The 21,698-nt window shown below is 71.2% G+C and carries 21 protein-coding genes and 4 tRNA genes; 10 read left to right on the top strand and 15 right to left on the bottom strand.

Annotated features, from left to right (window positions below; genetic code table 11):
- Positions 1-63: 63 nt before the first annotated feature.
- The 8 genes from rpoB to AB0H53_RS22370 form a co-directional block, all read right to left on the bottom strand.
- A complete protein-coding gene (gene rpoB, locus AB0H53_RS22405) occupies positions 64-3,549 on the bottom strand; it encodes a DNA-directed RNA polymerase subunit beta (RefSeq protein WP_362116054.1) in 3,486 nt (1,161 codons plus the stop codon).
- Between the two features lie 508 nt (positions 3,550-4,057).
- Positions 4,058-4,447, bottom strand: a complete 390-nt coding sequence (rplL, locus tag AB0H53_RS22400; RefSeq protein WP_362116051.1) for a 50S ribosomal protein L7/L12 — start codon at positions 4,445-4,447, stop codon at positions 4,058-4,060.
- A 112-nt stretch (positions 4,448-4,559) separates the two neighbouring features.
- The gene (rplJ, locus tag AB0H53_RS22395; RefSeq protein ID WP_362116048.1) at positions 4,560-5,087 is read right to left on the bottom strand and encodes a 50S ribosomal protein L10; all 528 of its coding nucleotides are present in this window, start codon (positions 5,085-5,087) and stop codon (positions 4,560-4,562) included.
- Positions 5,088-5,871: 784 nt separating this feature from the next.
- Complete coding sequence (rplA, locus tag AB0H53_RS22390; RefSeq protein WP_362116045.1) at positions 5,872-6,594, bottom strand: 50S ribosomal protein L1; 723 nt, start codon at positions 6,592-6,594, stop codon at positions 5,872-5,874.
- Positions 6,595-6,670: 76 nt separating this feature from the next.
- Complete coding sequence (rplK, locus tag AB0H53_RS22385) at positions 6,671-7,105, bottom strand: 50S ribosomal protein L11 (protein ID WP_362116042.1); 435 nt, start codon at positions 7,103-7,105, stop codon at positions 6,671-6,673.
- A gap of 167 nt (positions 7,106-7,272) precedes the next feature.
- Positions 7,273-8,172 (bottom strand): transcription termination/antitermination protein NusG, encoded by a 900-nt coding sequence (gene nusG / locus AB0H53_RS22380; protein ID WP_362116039.1) that lies wholly within the window; start codon positions 8,170-8,172, stop codon positions 7,273-7,275.
- Between the two features lie 77 nt (positions 8,173-8,249).
- The gene (gene secE, locus AB0H53_RS22375) at positions 8,250-8,534 is read right to left on the bottom strand and encodes a preprotein translocase subunit SecE (RefSeq protein WP_362116036.1); all 285 of its coding nucleotides are present in this window, start codon (positions 8,532-8,534) and stop codon (positions 8,250-8,252) included.
- A gap of 102 nt (positions 8,535-8,636) precedes the next feature.
- Positions 8,637-8,709: transfer RNA gene (locus tag AB0H53_RS22370), tRNA-Trp, on the bottom strand.
- A 219-nt stretch (positions 8,710-8,928) separates the two neighbouring features.
- Between AB0H53_RS22370 and AB0H53_RS22365 the strand changes: the two genes are divergently transcribed.
- Together AB0H53_RS22365 and AB0H53_RS22360 are read left to right on the top strand one after the other, a co-directional pair.
- A complete protein-coding gene (locus AB0H53_RS22365; protein ID WP_362116033.1) occupies positions 8,929-10,155 on the top strand; it encodes a pyridoxal phosphate-dependent aminotransferase in 1,227 nt (408 codons plus the stop codon).
- Positions 10,156-10,283: 128 nt separating this feature from the next.
- On the top strand, positions 10,284-11,303 hold the full coding sequence (locus AB0H53_RS22360; RefSeq protein WP_362116030.1) for an adenosine deaminase: 1,020 nt from the start codon (positions 10,284-10,286) through the stop codon (positions 11,301-11,303).
- A gap of 131 nt (positions 11,304-11,434) precedes the next feature.
- Here the strand turns inward: AB0H53_RS22360 and AB0H53_RS22355 are convergent, their stop codons facing one another.
- The 6 genes from AB0H53_RS22355 to AB0H53_RS22330 all read right to left on the bottom strand — a co-directional run bounded on the left by AB0H53_RS22355 (position 11,435) and on the right by AB0H53_RS22330 (position 14,073).
- Entirely contained in the window at positions 11,435-12,490 is a 1,056-nt protein-coding gene (locus AB0H53_RS22355; protein WP_362116027.1) for a UDP-N-acetylmuramate dehydrogenase, read from the bottom strand.
- Between the two features lie 162 nt (positions 12,491-12,652).
- Positions 12,653-13,081, bottom strand: coding sequence for a MaoC family dehydratase (locus AB0H53_RS22350; protein WP_362116024.1), 429 nt, complete (start codon positions 13,079-13,081; stop codon positions 12,653-12,655).
- Between the two features lie 4 nt (positions 13,082-13,085).
- Positions 13,086-13,538, bottom strand: a complete 453-nt coding sequence (locus tag AB0H53_RS22345; RefSeq protein ID WP_362116021.1) for a MaoC family dehydratase N-terminal domain-containing protein — start codon at positions 13,536-13,538, stop codon at positions 13,086-13,088.
- Positions 13,539-13,628: 90 nt separating this feature from the next.
- Positions 13,629-13,793, bottom strand: coding sequence for a 50S ribosomal protein L33 (rpmG, locus tag AB0H53_RS22340; protein WP_003948671.1), 165 nt, complete (start codon positions 13,791-13,793; stop codon positions 13,629-13,631).
- An 88-nt stretch (positions 13,794-13,881) separates the two neighbouring features.
- Positions 13,882-13,954, bottom strand: a tRNA-Met gene (locus tag AB0H53_RS22335).
- A 46-nt stretch (positions 13,955-14,000) separates the two neighbouring features.
- A tRNA-Thr gene (locus AB0H53_RS22330) sits at positions 14,001-14,073 on the bottom strand.
- A 265-nt stretch (positions 14,074-14,338) separates the two neighbouring features.
- On the opposite strand from AB0H53_RS22330, the gene AB0H53_RS22325 reads away from it, so the two are divergent.
- From AB0H53_RS22325 to AB0H53_RS22315, 3 genes are read left to right on the top strand one after another with little or no spacing between them, the layout of a single operon-like run.
- Complete coding sequence (locus AB0H53_RS22325; protein ID WP_362116018.1) at positions 14,339-15,571, top strand: amidohydrolase family protein; 1,233 nt, start codon at positions 14,339-14,341, stop codon at positions 15,569-15,571.
- A 34-nt stretch (positions 15,572-15,605) separates the two neighbouring features.
- Complete coding sequence (locus AB0H53_RS22320) at positions 15,606-16,259, top strand: SDR family oxidoreductase (protein ID WP_362116015.1); 654 nt, start codon at positions 15,606-15,608, stop codon at positions 16,257-16,259.
- A 16-nt stretch (positions 16,260-16,275) separates the two neighbouring features.
- A complete protein-coding gene (locus tag AB0H53_RS22315; protein WP_362116012.1) occupies positions 16,276-16,794 on the top strand; it encodes a GyrI-like domain-containing protein in 519 nt (172 codons plus the stop codon).
- Between the two features lie 269 nt (positions 16,795-17,063).
- Here the strand turns inward: AB0H53_RS22315 and AB0H53_RS22310 are convergent.
- Positions 17,064-17,145: transfer RNA gene (locus AB0H53_RS22310), tRNA-Tyr, on the bottom strand.
- A 205-nt stretch (positions 17,146-17,350) separates the two neighbouring features.
- Here AB0H53_RS22310 and AB0H53_RS22305 point away from each other — a divergent pair.
- The 5 genes from AB0H53_RS22305 to AB0H53_RS22285 all read left to right on the top strand — a co-directional run bounded on the left by AB0H53_RS22305 (position 17,351) and on the right by AB0H53_RS22285 (position 21,620).
- Positions 17,351-17,839, top strand: coding sequence for a YajQ family cyclic di-GMP-binding protein (locus AB0H53_RS22305; RefSeq protein WP_362116009.1), 489 nt, complete (start codon positions 17,351-17,353; stop codon positions 17,837-17,839).
- A gap of 169 nt (positions 17,840-18,008) precedes the next feature.
- Positions 18,009-18,506, top strand: a complete 498-nt coding sequence (locus AB0H53_RS22300; protein ID WP_362116006.1) for a methylated-DNA--[protein]-cysteine S-methyltransferase — start codon at positions 18,009-18,011, stop codon at positions 18,504-18,506.
- The gene (locus AB0H53_RS22295) at positions 18,503-19,162 is read left to right on the top strand and encodes an alpha-ketoglutarate-dependent dioxygenase AlkB (protein WP_362116003.1); all 660 of its coding nucleotides are present in this window, start codon (positions 18,503-18,505) and stop codon (positions 19,160-19,162) included. The genes AB0H53_RS22300 and AB0H53_RS22295 overlap by 4 nt, the downstream gene beginning before the upstream one ends.
- Before the next feature lie 68 nt (positions 19,163-19,230).
- On the top strand, positions 19,231-20,556 hold the full coding sequence (locus tag AB0H53_RS22290) for an ATP-binding protein (RefSeq protein ID WP_362116000.1): 1,326 nt from the start codon (positions 19,231-19,233) through the stop codon (positions 20,554-20,556).
- The gene (locus AB0H53_RS22285; RefSeq protein WP_362115997.1) at positions 20,553-21,620 is read left to right on the top strand and encodes a tetratricopeptide repeat protein; all 1,068 of its coding nucleotides are present in this window, start codon (positions 20,553-20,555) and stop codon (positions 21,618-21,620) included. The genes AB0H53_RS22290 and AB0H53_RS22285 overlap by 4 nt, the downstream gene beginning before the upstream one ends.
- Positions 21,621-21,698: the final 78 nt, after the last annotated feature.

Below are 21,698 nucleotides of genomic sequence, written 5' to 3'. Positions count from 1 at the left end.
ATCATGGTCTGTACGGGTCCGGGGCAGGGCCGGGGCCTCACGAGGAGGCCCCGACCAGACCCGTCAGACCTCTTCGACGCTGCTCGGCTCGCGCCGGGACAGGTCGATGCCGAGCTCTTCCGCAGCGCGGAAGACGTCCTCGTCGGTGTCGCGCATCTCGATGGACATGCCGTCCGAGGACAGCACCTCCACGTTGAGGCACAGGGACTGCATCTCCTTGATGAGCACCTTGAAGGACTCCGGGATGCCGGGCTCAGGGATGTTCTCGCCCTTGACGATGGCCTCGTAGACCTTCACACGGCCGGTGACGTCGTCGGACTTGATGGTCAGCAGCTCCTGGAGGGCGTAGGCGGCGCCGTATGCCTCCAGCGCCCACACCTCCATCTCACCGAAGCGCTGGCCACCGAACTGGGCCTTACCACCCAGCGGCTGCTGGGTGATCATCGAGTACGGACCGGTCGAACGCGCGTGGAGCTTGTCGTCGACCAGGTGGTGGAGCTTGAGGATGTACATGTAGCCGACCGAGATCGGCTCCGGGAACGGCTCGCCGGAGCGGCCGTCGAACAGCCTCGCCTTGCCGGACGGCAGCACCATGCGGTCGCCGTCGCGGTTGGGGATGGTGTGCTGGAGCAGGCCGGCCAGCTCGTCCTCACGCGCACCGTCGAAGACGGGCGTGGCGACGTTGGTACCGGGCTCGACCTTGTCGGCGCCGATCACCTGGAGGCGCTGCGCCCACTCGTCGGCCAGGCCGGAGACGTCCCAGCCGCGGCTGGCGAGCCAGCCGAGGTGGATCTCCAGCACCTGTCCCGGGTTCATTCGGGACGGCACACCCAGCGGGTTGAGGATGATGTCGACCGGGGTGCCGTCCTCCAGGAACGGCATGTCCTCGATCGGCAGGATCTTGGAGATGACACCCTTGTTGCCGTGACGGCCGGCGAGCTTGTCACCGTCGGTGATCTTCCGCTTCTGCGCCACGTACACGCGCACCAGCTGGTTCACACCGGGGGGAAGCTCGTCGCCCTCCTCGCGGTCGAAGACGCGTACGCCGATGACCTTGCCGGTCTCGCCGTGCGGCACCTTCAGCGAGGTGTCACGGACCTCACGGGCCTTCTCACCGAAGATCGCGCGGAGCAGGCGCTCCTCCGGGGTCAGCTCGGTCTCACCCTTGGGCGTGACCTTGCCGACCAGGATGTCGCCGGCGACGACCTCGGCACCGATCCGGATGATGCCGCGCTCGTCGAGGTCGGCGAGGACCTCCTCGGAGACGTTCGGGATGTCCCGGGTGATCTCCTCCGGGCCGAGCTTGGTGTCACGGGCGTCGACCTCGTGCTCCTCGATGTGGATCGAGGAGAGGACGTCGTCCTGCACGAGGCGCTGCGACAGGATGATCGCGTCCTCGTAGTTGTGACCCTCCCACGGCATGAACGCGACCAGCAGGTTCTTGCCGAGCGCCATCTCACCGTTCTCGGTGGCCGGGCCGTCGGCGAGGACCTGGCCCTCGATCACCCGGTCGCCCTCGGAGACGACGACCTTCTGGTTGACCGAGGTGCCCTGGTTGGAGCGGGAGAACTTCGCGACGCGGTACGTGGTGTACGTGCCGTCGTCGTTGGCGACGGTGACGTAGTCGGCCGAGACCTCCTGGATGACACCGTCCTTCTCGGCCTTGATGACGTCGCCGGCGTCGGTGGCACAGCGGTACTCCATGCCGGTGCCGACCAGCGGCGCCTCCGCCTTGATGAGCGGAACGGCCTGGCGCATCATGTTCGCGCCCATGAGGGCACGGTTGGCGTCGTCGTGCTCGAGGAACGGGATCATGGCGGTCGCGACCGACACCATCTGGCGCGGCGAGACGTCCATGTAGTCCACGTCGTCGGGCGCGACGTAGTCGACCTCGCCGCCACGGCGGCGGACCAGCACGCGGCTCTCGGCGAACCGGAGCTCGTCGGTCAGCGGCGCGTTGGCCTGGGCGATGACGAAGCGGTCCTCCTCGTCGGCGGTCAGGTAGTCGACCTCGTCGGTCACCTGGCCCTCGACGACCTTGCGGTACGGCGTCTCGACGAAGCCGAACGCGTTGACCCGGCCGTAGGAGGCGAGCGAGCCGATCAGACCGATGTTCGGGCCTTCGGGGGTCTCGATCGGGCACATGCGGCCGTAGTGGGACGGGTGCACGTCACGGACCTCGAAGCCGGCCCGCTCACGGGAGAGACCACCCGGGCCAAGAGCCGACAGGCGGCGCTTGTGGGTGAGACCCGACAGCGGGTTGTTCTGGTCCATGAACTGCGACAGCTGGCTGGTGCCGAAGAACTCCTTGATGGAGGCGACGACCGGCCGGATGTTGATCAGCGTCTGCGGCGTGATCGCCTCGACGTCCTGGGTCGTCATGCGCTCGCGCACGACGCGCTCCATCCGGGCCAGACCCGTACGGACCTGGTTCTGGATGAGCTCGCCGACGTTGCGCAGACGACGGTTGCCGAAGTGGTCGATGTCGTCGGTCTCGACGACGATCTGGGTGCCGTTCTCGCCGACCGTCTCGGTCTCACCCGCGTGCAGCTTCACCAGGTACTTGATCGTGGCGATGATGTCGTCCACGGTCAGCACACCGGCGTCGAGCGGCACGGACGCGCCGAGCTTCTTGTTCACCTTGTAGCGGCCGACCTTCGCGAGGTCGTAGCGCTTGGGGTTGAAGTAGAGGTTCTCGAGCAGCGTCTGAGCGGCCTCGCGCGTCGGCGGCTCGCCCGGACGGAGCTTGCGGTAGATGTCGAGCAGCGCGTCGTCCTGGCCCTGGGTGTGGTCCTTCTCCAGGGTGGCGCGCATCGACTCGTACTCGCCGAACTCCTGCAGGATCTGCTCGGTGGTCCAGCCGAGGGCCTTCAGGAGGACGGTCACGGACTGCTTGCGCTTGCGGTCGATGCGGACACCGACCATGTCGCGCTTGTCGATCTCCATCTCCAGCCAGGCACCCCGGGACGGGATGATCTTGGCGGAGAAGATGTCCTTGTCGGACGTCTTGTCGATGGAGGAGTCGAAGTAGACACCCGGCGAGCGGACCAGCTGCGACACCACGACACGCTCGGTGCCGTTGATGACGAAGGTGCCCTTGTTGGTCATGAGCGGGAAGTCGCCCATGAAGACCGTCTGGGACTTGATCTCGCCGGTCTCGTTGTTGGTGAACTCGGCCGTGACGAAGAGCGGCGCGGCGTACGTGAAGTCGCGCTCCTTGCACTCGTCGATCGAGTTCTTGGGAGGCTCGAAGCGGTGGTCGCGGAAGGTCAGCGACATCGACCCGGAGAAGTCCTCGATCGGCGAGATCTCCTCGAAGATCTCCTCCAGACCGGACTTGGTGGGGACGTCCTGTCCGGACTCCAGAGCCGCCTCGACACGAGCCTTCCACGCGGCGTTGCCGAGCAGCCAGTCAAAGCTCTCGGTCTGCAGCGCGAGGAGGTTCGGAACCTCGAGGGGCTCCTTGATCTTTGCAAAGGAGATGCGCAGCGGGGCGGTGCTTGCGCCGTTGTTCGTATTCGCGGTCGAGGCGTTGCGCGAGGCGGCCAAGAGGGGGTCCTTCCGAGGGCTCGGACTCACTACGCGCGTACCGGTCCCAAGCAGGACACGAAGACAGAATCCCTGGTCAGGGCTTCGGTCCACTGTGCTCTTGCGAGGGTATGCCCCTGGTGACGGGCAGGAGGCAGCTAACAGGCAGCGCAAAGGGTCAGTGTAGCCACTTGGCCCACTGATGTCCAGGGCGAGTAAATCGCTTCCCTCGTTGCTCTCAACTCCGCGTCACCTCGCGCCGTTGGCGCACATCGATACTGCCCGTTCGTCCGTCGATCCATGCCTCGGATCCGGATCGTCGTGACGACGCGTCCTGAGAATTGCGCGCTGCGTGCGGTTCGTCAAGGCCCCGGGGCCTTCCGGGCGCACGGCGAAGATCACCATACCCGCCGTGGCCCGGACTGCAAGACGGACACCACGGCAACGCCGAAGGGCGACCACCCGAACGGGTGATCGCCCTTGGCAACGCCCGTGAAGGGCGTCTGTACGAGTCAGAGGACTCGCAAGGTCACTTGACCTCGACCGAGGCGCCGGCGGCCTTGAGGGACTCGGCAGCCTTGTCGGCCTGCTCCTTGTTGACCTTCTCCAGAACCGGCTTCGGGGTGCCGTCGACGAGGTCCTTGGCCTCCTTCAGACCCAGCGAGGTCAGCTCACGCACGACCTTGATGACCTGGATCTTCTTGTCGCCGGCGCCGGTGAGGACGACGTCGAACTCGTCCTGCTCCTCGACAGCGGCCTCGGCACCACCGGCAGCGGCGCCACCGGCGGCGGCGACGGCGACGGGGGCGGCGGCGGTGACGTCGAACTTCTCCTCGAACGCCTTCACGAACTCGGCGAGCTCGATGAGGGTCATCTCCTCGAACTGCGCGAGCAGGTCGTCCTGAGACAGCTTCGCCATGGTGGCGGTCCTTCCACTAATTCGGCTGGTGCCGGATGTACATGTGAGGCGGGCGTACGTGGGCCCGCTGAGACCGTCGCCCTAGTGGGCGCCGGTCAATGCGCGAGCCGAATTACTCGGCACCGCCCTGCTCGGCCTGCTTGGCACGAAGCGCCTCCGCGGTGCGGACGAACTTCGAGGGAAGCGCCTGGAAGAGCGCGGCAGTCTGGGACTGCTTGCCCTTCATGGCGCCCGCCAGCTTGGCGAGCAGAACCTCGCGGGACTCGAGGTCCGCAAGCTTCTTGATCTCGTCGGCGGACAGCGGCTTGCCGTCGACGACGCCGCCCTTGATGACGAGAGCGGGGTTCTCCTTGGCGAAGTCACGAAGACCCTTCGCCGCCTCGACCGGGTCCCCGGTCACGAAGGCGACAGCGGTCGAGCCCGCGAGGTGCTCGTCCAGCTCGATCCCGACCTCATTGGCCGCGATCTTGGTCAGCGTGTTCTTCACCACACGGTACTGAGCGTTCTCACCGAGTGAACGACGCAGCTGCTTGAGCTGCGCGACGGTAAGACCGGTGTACGCGGTAACGACAGCGGCGTCGGAGTTACGGAACTTGTCCGTCATCTCCGCGACAGCTGCGACCTTGTCGGGCCTCGCCATGAGCCTCGGCCTCCTTCCGGGTGATGAGGACCGCGCAGAAGGGGCTGGGCAAAACAAACGCCCCGGCGCAGGCGCACGGGGCTGGACTCGACCGGACATACGTCCGGGAGTACTTCCACGGTCACCTGCGCGGGCCGTCCGCAGCTAGCGGATCCTTCGGTAGCCGCACCCCTTGCGGAGCACAGCGACAACCAGCGGTCTTTGGCTTCTGTGGAACAGTACGCGAATGGTTCCCCGTCAAGCAAATCGGGCCGATCGGGTGAGCGGCCGGACCGGCGGAGCGGCCGTCGGCGGGCCGGCGAGAGGCGCCGCGCGGCCTCGCCGGCGGGCCGGTCAGTCGGCGATGCGCCGCCTCGCCGACGGGGCCTGCGGATCGGTGCGCGGGGAGGCCCGGCGTTGCCGCGGGACGGTGCGCGACCTCGCCTCGGGGCCTGCGGGGCGGTGCGCGGAGAGGCCCGGCGGGGGCCTGGCGGCTGCGCGCGGGGAGACCCGGCGCGGTCGCCGTTCCCACCTCCGGCCCGGCGCCGCTCCGGCCCGGCACCGGCCCGGCCGCGCCAGTGGGTTCGCGCGGCGTCGCTCGCACCCGCGGCCGCCCGCCGCCCGGCGCCGTGCCGGGCGGCGGGCGGCGCGCCGACCAGCGCGCCTCCGGGCCAGCTGGTGGTGGTGCCCGTCCGCCACCGGCGGCCGGCGCGCCCGGCGCCGCGTACCGAAAAGCCGGCCCCCGCGGCTCCGGAGAGCTGCGGGGGCCGGCTTCAGTGCGCGAGACCCGCGACTGCCGTCAGACTCAGACGGCGGCCGGGTCCTCCTCGACGAGGAGGTTGCGGGTGCGGTTGGAGTCCAGCGGGATGCCGGGGCCCATCGTGGTGGTCAGGGTCGCCTTCTTGATGTAGCGGCCCTTCGCGGCGGACGGCTTGAGACGGAGGATCTCCTCCAGCGCCGCGGCGTAGTTCTCGACCAGCTTCGTCTCGTCGAAGGAGACCTTGCCGATGATGAAGTGCAGGTTCGAGTGCTTGTCGACACGGAACTCGATCTTGCCGCCCTTGATGTCCGTCACAGCCTTCGCGACGTCCATCGTGACCGTGCCGGTCTTCGGGTTCGGCATCAGACCACGCGGGCCGAGGACGCGGCCGAGGCGGCCGACCTTGCCCATGAGGTCCGGGGTGGCGACGACGGCGTCGAAGTCCAGACGGCCCTTCGCGACCTCGTCGATCAGTTCGTCGGAGCCGACGATGTCGGCGCCAGCGGCTTCCGCGGCCGCAGCACGGTCACCGGTCGCGAAGACCAGGACCCGGGCGGTCTTACCGGTGCCGTGCGGAAGGTTCACGGTGCCACGGACCATCTGGTCGGCCTTGCGCGGGTCAACGCCCAGGCGGAAGGCGACCTCGACGGTGCCGTCGAACTTGGTGGCGGCGGTGTCCTTGGCGAGACGGACGGCCTCGAGGGGGGCGTAGTTGCGCTCCCGGTCGATCTTGGCGTCCGCGCCGCGGAGAGCCTTGCTGCGCTTCACTTCTTCTCCTGGTGGTTCAGGTACGGAGGTGTGGTACGGGCCAGCGCGGGCCCTCCCACAGGTCGAACGGGGCTGGTCAGCCCTCGACCGTGATGCCCATGGAGCGGGCGGTGCCGGTGATGATCTTCTCGGCGGCGTCCAGGTCGTTGGCGTTCAGGTCGGGCATCTTCGTGGTGGCGATGTCGCGGACCTGGTCGCGGGTGATCTTCGCGACCTTGGTCTTGTGCGGCTCGCCGGAGCCCTTGTTCACGCCCGCGGCCTTGAGGATCAGCTTGGCGGCCGGCGGAGTCTTGGTGATGAAGGTGAAGGAGCGGTCGTCGTAGACCGTGATCTCCACCGGCACGACCATGCCACGCTGCGACTCGGTCGCGGCGTTGTAGGCCTTGCAGAACTCCATGATGTTCACGCCGTGCTGACCGAGCGCGGGGCCGACCGGCGGAGCCGGGTTGGCGGCGCCCGCGTTGATCTGGAGCTTGATCAGCCCCGTGACCTTCTTCTTCTTGGGAGGCATTGCTCTCTCCGGGTCCTAGTGAGAGTTTTCAGCCACCATCCGAGTCATCCGGATGGAGGCATACCGCACAACGATAACGGGTATAACCGTGCGGCCAAAAACCGAGCAGGTCAGAGCGGGCGCGAGACCCGTTCTGACCTGTTCGGAGGCGTGTGGTCCAGAAGGGACTAGTTCTTCTGGATCTGGTCGAAGCTGAGCTCGACCGGGGTTTCGCGGCCGAAGATCTCGACGAGGCCCTTGACCTTCTTCGAGTCGGCGTTGATCTCGTTGATCGTGGCCTGCAGCGTCGCGAACGGACCGTCGGTGACGGTGACCGAGTCGCCGACCTCGAAGTCCAGCACCTGGACCTCGACCTTGCGGGCCGGAGCCGGCTTGCCCTCGGCCTCGGCGGCCTCACGGGCGGCCTTCTCCTCGGCCTCCGGGGCGAGCATCTTGACGATCTCGTCCAGGGTCAGCGGGTACGGGTCGTAGGCGTTGCCCACGAAACCGGTGACGCCGGGGGTGTTGCGCACGACGCCCCAGGACTCGTTCGTCAGGTCCATGCGGACGAGGACATAGCCGGGGAGCTTGTTCTGCTTGACGTTCTTGCGCTCGCCGTTCTTGATCTGGACGATCTCTTCCTCGGGCACTTCCGCCTGGTAGATGAACTCCTCGACGTTCAGCGAGACGGCGCGCTGCTCCAGGTTGGCCTTCACGCGCTTCTCGTAGCCCGCGTAGGTGTGGATCACGTACCACTCGCCGGGCAGACCGCGCAGTTCCTCGCGGAGCGCGGTGACCGCGTCGACCGGAGCGGCCGGCTCGGCGGCCTCGTCCTCACCGGACTCCTCGGCCTCGTCCTCCGCGGCCTCGGTCCCAGCGGCGCCGTCGGCGTCCTCGCCCTCGTCGTCCGCGACCTCGTCGGCCACGGTCTCGTCGTCGGCGACCTCGGCCACGTCCTCGGCGTGGACCGCGGTCTCCTCGGCCGGCTCGCCGGTAGCGGCGTCCGCAGCTTCCGCCTGGTCCTCGTCGGCCGCCTCGACGACGTCGAGCTCGTCCTGGGCGGACTCGTTCAGGTTCGGGTCAGACACGGTGGCTGCTTCTTCCTGGATACAGATGGGGTGGAACATGCGAAAAGGGGCGCCGGGGTGGGCGCCCTCCGCGGGAATCAGCCGAAGACGTACTTGACTGCTTCCTGGAAGCCAAGGTCAATCACGGTCACCAGACCGATCATGACGACGACGAAGACGATCACAACCGTCGTGTACGTCGTCAACTGGCTGCGAGTCGGCCAGACGACCTTGCGCAGCTCGGCGACAATCTGCCGGTAGAAGAGCGCGAGACGGCCCAGCGGGCCCTTCTTTCCGCGCTTGCCGCCCTTGCGGCTCTTCTTCGACTCGGCTGCTTCGTCCTCGGCATCAGGCATGTCGATGGAGCCTACGGCGTCCGTCACGTCTCTCACCTGATTCCGGGTCGGCCGTGCCGCGCCCGGGTGGAGCCGCACGGCGGTGCAATGAAGTACATACCTGCGCACACAACCTGGCGGTGTGTGTAGCAGGGCCGGAGGGACTTGAACCCCCAACCGCTGGTTTTGGAGACCAGTGCTCTACCAATTGAGCTACGACCCTTTGTGGTTCTCCCCCAACCTACCGCATCCGTGGAAGTGGTCGCTGAGGGCCAACGAGCAGAGAGTGTACGTGGTCAGAGGCCCCGCGTCGAACAGATGGGGCCGGACACGGCCTTGAAGCCCCCGGGTCTCCACCTCCTCGGGATCCGGGACGGCCCGGGGAGGACACCCGGCGAAACCTGTGCGCCCGGCCCTTCCGGGGTCTGGGACGATGGGCCGCATGAGCGCTGCAACTCCTCCCACCGAGCGCCGGGTCTCCGCCCGAGTCGGCGCGATCTCCGAGTCCGCGACCCTCGCCGTCGACGCCAAGGCGAAGGCCCTCAAGGCCGCCGGGCGCCCCGTGATCGGCTTCGGCGCGGGCGAGCCCGACTTCCCGACGCCCGGCTACATCGTCGAGGCCGCCATCGAGGCCTGCCGCAACCCGAAGTACCACCGCTACACCCCGGCCGGGGGCCTGCCGGAGCTGAAGGCCGCCATCGCCGCCAAGACGCTGCGCGACTCCGGCTACGAGGTCGACGCCTCCCAGGTCCTGGTCACCAACGGCGGCAAGCAGGCGATCTACGAGGCCTTCGCCGCGATCCTCGACCCGGGCGACGAGGTCATCGTCCCGGCCCCCTACTGGACGACGTACCCCGAGTCCATCCGGCTGGCGGGCGGTGTGCCGGTGGAGGTCGTCGCCGACGAGACCACCGGTTACCGGGTGTCGGTGGAGCAGCTCGAGGCAGCGCGCACCGAGCGGACCAAGGTGGTCCTGTTCGTCTCCCCGTCCAACCCGACCGGCGCGGTGTACACCGAGGCCGACGCCGAGGCGATCGGCCGCTGGGCCGTCGAGCACGGCCTGTGGGTGCTGACGGACGAGATCTACGAGCACCTGGTCTACGGCGACGCCGCCTTCACGTCGCTGCCGGCGATCCTGCCCGAGCTGCGTGACAAGTGCATCGTCGTCAACGGCGTCGCCAAGACGTACGCGATGACCGGCTGGCGGGTGGGGTGGATCATCGGCCCCAAGGACGTGGTGAAGGCCGCGACGAACCTCCAGTCGCACGCCACGTCGAACGTGTCCAACGTCGCTCAGGCCGCGGCCCTGGCCGCCGTCTCCGGCGGCCTGGACGCGGTCGCCGAGATGCGCACCGCCTTCGACCGGCGCCGCCAGACGATCGTGCGGATGCTCAACGAGATCGAGGGCGTCGTCTGCCCGACGCCGGAGGGCGCGTTCTACGCGTACCCCTCGGTGAAGGGCCTGCTGGGCAAGGAGATCCGCGGCAAGCGCCCGCGCACCTCCGTGGAGCTGGCGGCGCTGATCCTGGACGAGGCCGAGGTGGCGGTCGTACCGGGCGAGGCGTTCGGTACGCCCGGTTACCTGCGGCTGTCGTACGCGCTGGGCGACGAGGACCTGGTCGAGGGCGTCTCCCGGATGCAGAAGCTCCTCGCCGAGGCCCGCGACTAGCGGGCGGGCGCGCGGGTGGTGCACAGGGGTCCCGGCCGGTCGGCCGGGGCCCCGCTTTTTCGTTCCCGCGAGCACCCGATCGGTGAAAGGGTCTCCCGCGCGGGCGCCGGTTGCGGCAAGATCCCTGAATGGAGCACGTTCGAGATCTGCGGCTGCTGCCCAAGGCCCATCTGCATCTGCACTTCACCGGGTCGATGCGGCCCGCCACCCTGCTGGAGCTCGCCGACAAGCACGGGGTCCACCTGCCCGAGGCGCTGACCGGCGGTGAGCCTCCGAGCCTGCGGGCGACCGACGAACGGGGCTGGTTCCGCTTCCAGCGGCTGTACGACATCGCCCGGTCGTGCCTGCGCTCCCCCGAGGACATCCAGCGGCTGGTGCGCGAGACGGCCGAGGAGGACGTCAGGGACGGATCGGGGTGGCTGGAGATCCAGGTGGACCCCACCTCGTACGCGCCCAGGCTCGGTGGGCTGATCCCGGCGCTGGAGATCATCCTGGACGCGGTGGACGCCGCCTCCCGGGAGACCGGGCTCGGGATGCGGGTACTGGTCGCGGCGAACCGGATGAGGCATCCGCTGGACGCGCGGACGCTGGCGCGCCTGGCGGTGCGGTACGCCGACCGCGGGGTGGTCGGGTTCGGGCTCTCCAACGACGAGCGGCGCGGCATGGCCCGGGACTTCGACCGCGCCTTCGCCATCGCCCGGGAGGGCGGGCTGCTGGCGGCGCCGCACGGCGGTGAGCTGACCGGCCCGGCCTCGGTGCGGGACTGCCTGGACGACCTGGGGGCGGCGCGCATCGGGCACGGGGTGCGGGCCGCCGAGGACCCCCGACTGCTGCGGAAACTGGCCGAGCGGGGCGTGACCTGCGAGGTCTGTCCGGCGTCCAATGTGGCGCTGGGCGTGTACGAGCGGCCCCAGGACGTCCCGCTGCGGACGCTGTTCGAGGCCGGGGTGCCCATGGCGCTGGGGGCGGACGACCCGCTGCTGTTCGGCTCCCGGCTGGCGGCCCAGTACGAGATCGCCCGCGTCCACCACGGGTTCACCGACGCCGAGCTGGCGGAGCTGGCCCGCCAGTCGGTGCGCGGCTCGGCGGCACCGGAGGACACCAAGGCCAAGCTGCTGGCGGGCATCGACTACTGGCTGCACGGCTGAGCGTCGCGCCGGGCCCCTCCGCGGCCGGGCGGGCCGCCGGGGGCCCGGGCATGAGGGGCGGGGCGCCGGCCCGGCGGCCGGGTCCGCCCGGTACGCGGGTCCGCCGGTACGCGGGTACGCCGGTACGCGGGTTACAGGCTGACGCCGACCGTCACCGGCTCGTTGACCAGCGTCACGCCGAAGGCGTGCCGTACGCCCTCGACCACCTCGCGGGCCAGGGCCAGCAGGTCCTCGGTGGTCGCCTCGCCCCGGTTGGTGAGGGCGAGGGTGTGCTTCGTGGAGATGCGGGCGGGGCCGGAGCCGTACCCCTTGGTGAAGCCCGCCTTGTCGATCAGCCAGGCCGCGGAGGTCTTGACCCGGCCCTCGCCGGCCGGGAAGGCGGGCGGGGCGACGTCCGGGCCGAGGCGGTCGTGGACCCGGGCGAGGAACGTGTCGTACTCCGCCTCGCCGAGGATCGGGTTGGTGAAGAACGATCCGGCCGACCAGGTGTCGTGGTCGTCCGGGTCCAGCACCATGCCCTTGCCCGCGCGCAGTGCGAGCACCGTCTCGCGCGCGGTGGCGACCGGGACGCGGTCCCCGGGCTCGACGCCGAGCACGCGCGCGGTCTCGGCGTACTTGACCGGGGCGCTCATGCCCTGGGCGTCCTCCAGCCGGAAGCGGACGCGCAGCACGACGTAGCGGTCGGGGTCGGCCTTGAACCGGCTGTGCCGGTACGAGAAGTCACAGGCGGCGTTGGGGATGGTCACCGTCTCGTCGGCGCGGCGGTCGTAGGCCACGACCTCGGTGAGGGTGGTGGAGACCTCCTGGCCGTACGCCCCGACGTTCTGGATCGGCGTCGCTCCCGCCGAGCCGGGGATGCCCGCGAGGCACTCGACTCCGGCGAGCCCGGCCTGCACGGTGCGGGCGACGGCGTCGGACCACACCTCGCCCGCCGCGAGCTCCAGCCGCGTGCCGTCGAGCGTGAAGCCCCGGGTGGCGACGCGCAGGGCGGTGCCGTCGAAGCCCTTGTCGCCGATGACCAGGTTGGAGCCACCACCGATGATCAGCAGCGGTGTCCCGGTGGCGTCCGCCTCCCGTACGGCGGCGACGACCTCGTCGTCGGTGGTGGCGGTGACGAGCCGGTCGGCCGGCCCGCCGAGCCGGAAGGTGGTCAGGGGGGCGAGGGGGGCGTCGTGGAGTTCCTGCACGGGCTCAAGACTACGGGCCCCCTCCGGCAGCCCCGCCCGCCCGCGCCGGTGACCGGGGCGGCCGGACGCGGCGGACGGCCGGGGCGGCCACCGGAGGGGCGGTCGGGACCGGCAGCCGGGGCGGGCGGGGCCGGCGGGCCCGCCGAGGCGGCCGCGTGCCCGTCAGGCGAGCTGGACCACCGCGCGGGACATGCCGAGCACCTTCTGGCCCGCGCTCGTCGCGGTGAGGTCGACACGGACGCGCCTGTCGTCCAGCTTCGCGGCCACCTTGGCGTTGACCTCGATGAGCGCGCCCTCGTCGTCGTCGGGGACGACCACCGGCTTGGTGAAACGCACGCCGTACTCCACGACCGCGCCCGGGTCGCCCGTCCAGTCCGTCACCACGCGGATCGCCTCGGCCATGGTGAACATGCCGTGGGCGATGACGTCCGGCAGGCCGACCTCCTTGGCGAACTTCTCGTTCCAGTGGATCGGGTTGAAGTCCCCGGAGGCACCCGCGTACCGCACCAGCGTGGCGCGCGTCACGGGGAAGCTCCTGGCCGGCAGCTCGGTGCCGACCTCGACCTCGTCGAAAGTGATGTTCGCGGTCATCGCCTCACGCCTCCTGCGCCGCACGCGCCACGAGCTTCGTCCACGCGGTCACGACATGCTCACCGTTCTCGTCGCGCACCTCGCCCCGCACGTCCAGGATGTCGTTCCCGGCGAGCGACTTGATCGCCTCGATGGTCGAGGTGACCGTCAGCCGGTCCCCCACCCGCACCGGCCGGGTGTACGCGAACTTCTGGTCACCGTGCACCACCCGGCTGTAGTCCAGCCCCAGCCCGGGATCCGCGACGACCTCGTTCGCGGCCTTGAACGTGATGGCGAACACAAAGGTCGGCGGGGCGATCACGTCGGGGTGGCCGAGCGCCTTCGCGGCCTCCGCATCGGTGTACGCCGGATTCGGGTCACCGATCGCCTCGGCGAACTCGCGGATCTTTTCCCGGCCGACCTCGTAGGGCGCGGTGGGCGGATAGGTCCGACCCACGAAGGACTGGTCGAGCGCCATGGAACTCACTACCTCCTGAGTGAACTCTGTGGTGGACAAACGACACGAGGCCGCCCCCTGATGGGGACGGCCTCGTGTACGAGCCTGTTTTCAGCGCGTTTCGCGGTGCGCAGTGTGCGCGTTGCAGCGCGGGCAGTGCTTCTTCATCTCAAGACGGTCCGGGTTGTTACGCCGGTTCTTCTTGGTGATGTAGTTCCGCTCCTTGCACTCCACGCAGGCCAGCGTGATCTTCGGGCGGACGTCGGTGGCAGCCACGTGAGTGCTCCTTGGACGGACGGTGGACGGATGAACGCAGAAAAGAGTAGCCGATCGAAGGACCGACCCCACAATCGGCTACTAAGAGTAGCGGTGACCGGACTTGAACCGGTGACACAGCGATTATGAGCCGCTTGCTCTACCGACTGAGCTACACCGCTATGATGCTGGATCCCCTCGCCCGAAGGCGAGGATCACCGACACCAGAGCCCCAATACGGAATCGAACCGTAGACCTTCTCCTTACCATGGAGACGCTCTGCCGACTGAGCTATTGGGGCGAGCGATGAAGACATTACACGGTCGGCCGCCGTTCGCCCAAATCCGCTTCCCGAGCCGCCGGCACGTACGCCTCGCGGCTCACTCGCGCCCCGCACCAGTACGACTATTCGGCTCCTCCGCGAAGCCCGGTCCGCCCGCCCCTAGGCTCGGTTCACCCTGCGTGATCGCTCTCGTGCAGCACCGTGGACGACGCCGTGACCCCCCACCGACCGTCGCCGACCGACCGCCACCGACCGTTTGACCGCCCGCCCGCCAGGAGCCCGGATGTCCTCCGACAGCCAGCAGCCGCAGCCGCCCGAGGGCGCCACCGCCGACACCACCGCGCTGCTCCTGTGCGGCGCCCGCCTCACCGACGGCCGGACCGTGGACGTACGGCTCAGCGGCGGGCGCATCGAGGCCGTCGGTACCGCGGGCAGCCTGCCGTCCAGGGGCGCCCGCGTGGACCTCGCCGGCTACCTGCTGCTGCCCGCCCCCGCCGAGCCGCACGCGCACGCCGACACCGCGCTCAGCGCCGACTCCCCCGGCCCGGTCGGGTACACCGCCGAGGACGTCCAGCGCCGCGCCACCGAGGCCGCGCTGCTCCAGCTGGGCCACGGCGCGACCGCGCTGCGCGCCCATGTCCGGATCGGGGACGTGCAGGGGCTGACGTCGCTGGAGGCGGTGCTCCAGGCCCGCCGTTCGCTGCGCGGGCTGGCCGATCTGACCACGGTCGCGGTGCCCCGGCTGCTCACCGGCGCGGCCGGCGCGGACGGCCTCGCGATGCTCCGGGACGCGCTGAAGATGGGCGCGTCGGTGGTCGGCGGGCGGCCGGACCTGGATCCCGATCCGGCCGGCTACGTGGAGGCGGTGCTGGAACTGGCGGGCGAGCACGGCTGCCCGGTCGACCTGCACACCGACGGGGGCGACCCGGCGCGCCTGGCCCGGCTGGCCGCCATGGCCGGCGGGTTGCGCCCGGGAGTGGCCATCGGGCCGTGCGGGGCGCTGGGACGGCTTCCGGCGGACACCGCGGCCCGGGCGGCCGACCAGCTGGCCGCGGCCGGTGTGACGGTCGTCTGCCTGCCGCAGGGCGGCTGTGGGGGCACGGACGTCCGGGCCACCGCGCCGGTGCGGCTGCTGCGGGCGGCCGGGGTGCGGCTCGCCGCCGGGAGCGGGGCGCTGCGGGACGTGGCGAACCCGGTGGGGCGCGGGGATCCGCTGGAGGCCGCGTACCTGCTGGCGTCGCAGGGCGGGCTGCCGCCCGAGGAGGCGTACGGGGCGGTGAGCGGGGCCGCCCGGGAGGCGATGGGGCTGCCGGCCGTCCGCGTGGAGGCGGGCTTCCCCGCGGAGCTGCTGGCGGTGCGCGGGCAGCGGCTTCCGGGGGTGCTGTCCCTGGCGTACAGCAGGATCGTGGTGCACCGGGGGCGGGTGGTCGCCCGGACGAGCGCGGTGCGCGAGTACTGCGACTCGGCGGCGGCGCTCGAACTGCCCCGGCAGGGCCGGCCCGACCCCGGTCCCTGAGCACTTTCCGCCGCGGGGCCGTACGGTCGGGAGCATGCGTATTGTGATCGCGGGAGGACACGGTCAGATCGCCCTGCGGCTGGAGCGGCTGCTCTCGGCGGGCGGGCACGAGGTCGCGGGCGTGATCCGCAGGCCGGAGCAGGCGGACGATCTGCGGGAGGCGGGTGCCGAACCCGTGGTGCTGGACCTGGAGTCGGCGCCGTTGGAGGCGGTCGCGGAGGTGCTGGACGGCGCCGACGTGGCGGTCTTCGCGGCGGGCGCCGGCCCGGGCAGCGACGCCGGCCGCAAGGACACGGTGGACCGGGGCGCGGCGGTGCTGTTCGCCGACGCCGCCGAGCGCGCGGGTGTACGGCGCTACATCGTCGTGTCGTCCATGGGCGCCGATCCCGACCACCCCGGCGACGAGATCTTCGACACCTACCTGCGCGCCAAGGGCGCGGCCGACGCGTACGTGCGGGACAGCCGCCTGGCGTGGACGATTCTGCGTCCGGGCATGCTGACCAACGACGCCGGCACCGGTCTGGTACGGCTGGAGGCGTCGACCGGCCGTGGCCCCGTGCCGCGCGACGACGTGGCCGCCGTGCTGGCCGAGCTGGTGGAGACCCCGGCGACGGCGGGCCTGACCCTGGAGCTGGTCAGCGGGTCCGTGCCGGTGGCGGTCGCGGTGAAGGACATCGCGGGCAACTGACGGGAGGAGTCGACCCATGTCCGAGCCCGTTGTGGTGGAGCGCCCCGAGCAGCCGTACGTCTTCATGCGGCGTTCGGTGCGGATGGACGGTTTCGGCGAGGTCGCCGACCGGTTGCCGGAGCTGCTCGGCTGGCTGGCGGCCCGTGACATCGCGGTGGCCGGCGCGCCGTTCTTCCGGTTCAACACCGTGGACCTCGGCGGGGTCTCGGAGGTCGAGGCGGGCCTGCCGGTCCTCGCGCCGCCCCGGCCGGAGGGTGATGTCGGCGTGGCGGTACTGCCGGCGGGCCGGTACGCGACCCTGACCCACATCGGCCACCCCGACCAGTTGTTCGGCGCGATCACCACACTGCGGAAGTGGGCGGACGAGCAGGGTCTGGAGTGGGACATGCGGGAGGTGGACGGCGTCGAACGCTGGGGCTGCCGCATCGAGACGTACCGCACGGACCCCCGGGTGCAGCCGGACCCGGCGCGGTGGGAGACGGAACTGGCGTTCCGCCTGGCGGACTGGTCGGCGGACGGCCTGGCCACTCGCTGAGCGGCGGGGGGCCGGTGGACCGGCGGGAGGGCCGGGCGGCCGGCTCCCGGTGGGAGGGCCGCCAGGGGTCGCCTGCCGGGCCGTCGCGCGGCGTCGTCCGGCGGTGGGCGCGCCCGTCCGGCGCCGAGGCGCCCCTCGCGCACCGGGCCGGGGGCGCCTCGGCGCGTCCGGCCGGGGCCGCACCGGCCAGGGCACCGGGCCGGGACCGAGTCCGTGAACGCGAATGGCCCCCGGTCCGCGTTTCCGCAGATCAGGGGCCATTCATCACGTGGCGGCGCCAGGATTCGAACCTGGGTAGGCTAAGCCGACGGATTTACAGTCCGCTCCCATTGGCCACTCGGGCACACCGCCATGGGATGTCGCCGTGGGAGTGGCCGCTTCTGGGCGGCGCTCCGTGGCAACGACGTAAACGATACCCGATGTCAGGGGGTGCTCCGCCACCGGATTGATCAGCGCGGCCCCCGGTTGCGGGTGGCTAGGCTTTGGGACGGCGGTCCGGGCAGCCCGGCCGTACCTCCACGTACCGATAAGCACCCGACCCAAGGAGCCACAGGACATGGCCGACTCCAGTTTCGACATCGTCTCGAAGGTCGAGCGGCAGGAGGTCGACAACGCCCTCAACCAGGCGGCGAAGGAGATCTCGCAGCGCTACGACTTCAAGAACGTCGGCGCTTCCATCTCCTGGTCCGGCGAGAAGATCCTGATGCAGGCGAACTCCGAGGAGCGGGTCAACGCCATCCTCGACGTCTTCCAGTCCAAGCTGATCAAGCGCGGCATCTCCCTGAAGTCCCTGGACGCCGGGGAGCCGCAGCTGTCGGGCAAGGAGTACAAGATCTTCGCCACCATCGAGGAGGGCATCTCCCAGGAGAACGCCAAGAAGGTGGCGAAGATCATTCGGGACGAGGGGCCCAAGGGCGTCAAGGCGCAGGTGCAGGGCGACGAGCTGCGGGTCAGCTCCAAGAGCCGGGACGACCTGCAGGCCGTGATCGCGCTGCTCAAGGGGCAGGACTTCGATTTCGCGCTCCAGTTCGTGAACTACCGGTAGGGGAGCACCCCGGCGGTGGTCCGGGCGGCCCGGGGGCGGACACGGCTCGTGCCGGTCCGCCCCCGCCCTTGTCCGCCGTGGCGGCCCGTGGGACGTGATGTCCGAAAGCCGCCGGCCTCCAGCGGTCGCCGAGCCAACACTGGTGGTCAGGAGCGGAAGGGAAGGAACCATGACTCTGTACGCGTACGTCGAAGGGCCGCTCGGCGAGATGCTGCTGGCCGGTGAGGAGTCCCCGCGCGGCGGGACGGCTCTCGCCTCGCTCTCCCTGCCCGGGCAGAAGGGCGCCGCGTCCGTCCGGGACGGGTGGCGGCACGCCCCGGCGGCGTTCGCGGGGATCGCCGAGCAACTGGCGGCGTACTTCGCGGGCGAGCTCACCCGGTTCGACGTCGAGTACGCGGGCGGGGGCACCGACTTCCAGCGGCGGGTGTGGCGGGCGCTGGAGGACATCCCGTACGGGCGGACCGTGACGTACGGGGAGATCGCCGCCCGGGTCGGCGCGCCGGGGGCCGGGGTGCGGGCGGTGGGCACCGCGATCGGGCGCAACCCGCTGCTGGTCGTGCGGCCCTGCCACCGGGTGATCGGGGCGGACGGGGCGCTTCGCGGGTACGCGGGCGGGCTGGAGCGCAAGGAACGGCTGCTCGGCCTGGAAGGGGCCCTGGCGCCGTGACGTGGCTGTTCCCGGTCGACCGGGAACGGGCGGAGATCGCCCCGGGCGCGGTGCACGTGCCCGGCTGGCTGCCGGTGGAGCGGCAGCGGGAGCTGGTCGGGGCGTGCCGGGGGTGGGCGCGCGGACCGGTGCCCATGCGGCGCACCGAACTGCCCGGCGGGGGTGTGATGTCGGTACGGACGGTGTGCCTGGGCTGGCACTGGCAGCCGTACCGGTACAGCCGTACCGCCGACGACGTGAACGGGGCCCCGGTGGGCGCGTTCCCCGGTTGGCTGGCCGACCTGGGGCGGGCGGCGCTGGTGGAGGCGTACGGGGAGGACGGCGGCTACGCCCCGGACGCCGCGCTGGTCAACTTCTACGAACCGGACGCGCGGATGGGCATGCACCAGGACCGGGAGGAGCGCTCCGGCGCCCCGGTGGTGTCGCTGAGCATCGGCGACAGCTGTGTCTTCCGGTTCGGCAACACGCGGTCGCGGGGGCGGCCGTACACGGACGTGGAGCTGGCGTCCGGGGACCTGTTCGTGTTCGGCGGCCCGTCGCGTTTCGCGTACCACGGGGTGCCGAAGGTGTACCCCGGGACGGCCGACCCCGCGACCGGACTGGGCTCCGGCCGCCTCAACATCACCCTGCGGGAGACCGGGCTCACCGCGTCCTGAACGGTCGGCGACCGCAGGGCGGGGGGAGGGTGGCCGGCCCCGGCCACCGCCTGCATAGGGTGTGGATCATGCCGGAGGAGTCGCCCCTGATCCAGAGCCTGCGTACGGCCGTCGCGGCGGCGCCCGGTGACGTACCGCTGCGCCTGCACCTCGCGGAACTCCTCCTCGCTGCGGGACTCCACGACCCGGCTGTCGCGGAGGTGGCCGTCGCGCTCCAGCGGGCACCCGGTGACGTACAGGCCCGGGCACTGATGGCCCGCGCCATGGGGGCTTCCGGGCCGGACCGGCGGGGCGCGGCCCCCGCTCCCGGGACGCCGCCCGGGACGCCGGACACGCCGGGGGTGCCGTCGTCGGACACGCCCGGGGGGCCGCCGTCCGGGACCCCGGACGCGCCCGACGGGGGCTTCGACTGGCGGGCCGCCGAGGACGAGGTGGGCGGCGTCGTGCCGCCCCGGTTCGTCGAGGGCCCGCTCGCCGCCGACGGCAGCGGCCGGCCGGGAGAGGCTTCCGGGTGGGACGTGGACGCCCCCGGCACCGTACGGCTGGCGGACGTCGGCGGCATGCGGGAGGTCAAGGAGCGGCTGGAGGCCGCCTTCCTCGCCCCGCTGCGCAACCCGGAACTGCGCAGGCTGTACGGCAAGAGCCTGCGCGGCGGGCTGCTCCTGTACGGCCCGCCCGGCTGCGGCAAGACGTTCATCGCCCGGGCGGTGGCCGGCGAACTCGGCGCCGCGTTCCTGTCCGTGTCGGTCGACGACGTGCTCGACATGTGGGTCGGCAACTCCGAGCGCAACATGCACCAGGTCTTCACCACCGCCCGCCGCCAGGCACCGTGCGTGGTGTTCCTGGACGAGCTGGACGCACTCGGCGGGAAGCGCAGCCGCACCGGGAACAGCGGTATGCGCAACACCGTCAACCAGTTGCTGACCGAGCTGGACGGCGTCGACGCCGCGGCCAACGAGGGCGTCTTCGTACTGGCGGCCACCAACGCGCCCTGGGACGTGGACGTCGCGCTGCGCCGGCCCGGCCGGCTGGACCGCACCCTGCTCGTGCTGCCGCCCGACGCGCCCGCGCGCGAGGCGATACTCCGCTACCACCTGCGCGACCGCCCCATCGAGAACGTCGACCTCGGCAGGCTCGCCAAGGTCACCGACGGCCTGTCGGGCGCGGACCTGGCCCATGTGTGCGAGGCCGCCGCCGAGACGGCGCTGCTCGACTCCGCACGCAGTGGCACCGTTCGCCTGATCGGTATGAAGGACCTGCTGGCCGCCGCCGGTTCCGTGGTGCCGTCCACCGAGCCGTGGTTCGCCACGGCTCGCAACGTGGCCCAGTTCGCCAACGAGGGCGGGGCGTACGACGACCTGGTGGCGTATCTGAAGAAGAGGCGGAAACTGTGACGACCGAGCATCCCGCGGCCGCCCGGGCCGAGGCGCTGGTCGACCTCGGCCGGTACGACGAGGCCAAGTCCGTGCTGGGCGCCCGGCTCCGGGAGGAGCCCGAGGACCTGCGTGCCTGGCTGGAACTGGCGCGCTGTCACCTCGCCGCCGACGAGGACGACAAGGCGGTCGAGGTGACCGGGCAGGCCATGCGACTGGCTCCGGAGGACTACGCCACGCTCCACATGCGCGCCCGTGCGCTGCGCGCTGTGGGCCGCATGGCGGAGACGGGCGCGCTGCTGCGCGAGGCGATCCGGGTCGACCCGCACCGCTGGCGGGCGTACGGGACGCTCGCCGAGATCCAGCCCTGGCTGCCGGACGGTGACGTGCGGGAGGGGCTGCGCCTCGCCCACGAGGGGGTGCGCCTGGGGCCGGACGAGCCCCGGGCCTACGAGTCCCTCTACAAGGCGGCGCTGCTGGCCGGCGACCACGCCTGCGCGGAACGGACGCTGAACGCCCTGCGCGCCCTGGACCCGGCGAACTCGCTGGCCGTGGTCATGCAGGCGGACCGGGCCGCGAACCGGCCGGGGGTGAAAGCCTCCGCCGCGGCGGACCTCTACGCCGACGCGCTCGGTACGGTGCCGGACTCACCGTGGCTGCGCGGCGCCCTGGACCGGGCCACCTACCGGATGCTGCGCGGCACCCGCTGGCCGGCGCTCGTCTGTCTGGCGGCGGCGGGTGTCATGACCGACCTCTTCCCCACGGACGGCGGGGTGCCGCGGGACCTGCCGGTTCCGCCCGGCAACCGGCTCTGGGTACTCGGGTGCATGGGCGCGGTCTGGGGTTTCGGTGCCTGGCGCCGCTACCGCGGGATGCGCGGTGGCGTGCGGCTGAACGTGCGGTCCCTGGTACGCCGTGACCGCTGGGCCCGGGTCGTGCTCGGCCAGGCGGCCTGGGCGACCCTCTGCGCACTGCTGATCTCGCAGCTGCCGTGGACGGACCGGACGGTGCCCCAGTTGCTGTTCTGGGCCGGGCTGGCGCCCACGCTGGCCACCATCTGGTTCGACCGGGACAGGACGGGCTGAGGAGCCGGGCGGCCGTCGGGGCTCGGGGCCGGTGGGCCGGCCCGGGCCGCCGGGGCTCGGGCCCGGCCCGGTGGCCCG

It is taken from the genome of Streptomyces sp. NPDC050856 (assembly GCF_040653855.1).
Taxonomy (GTDB): Bacteria; Actinomycetota; Actinomycetes; order Streptomycetales; family Streptomycetaceae; genus Streptomyces.
This window is presented reverse-complemented; position numbering and strand designations above follow the sequence as displayed.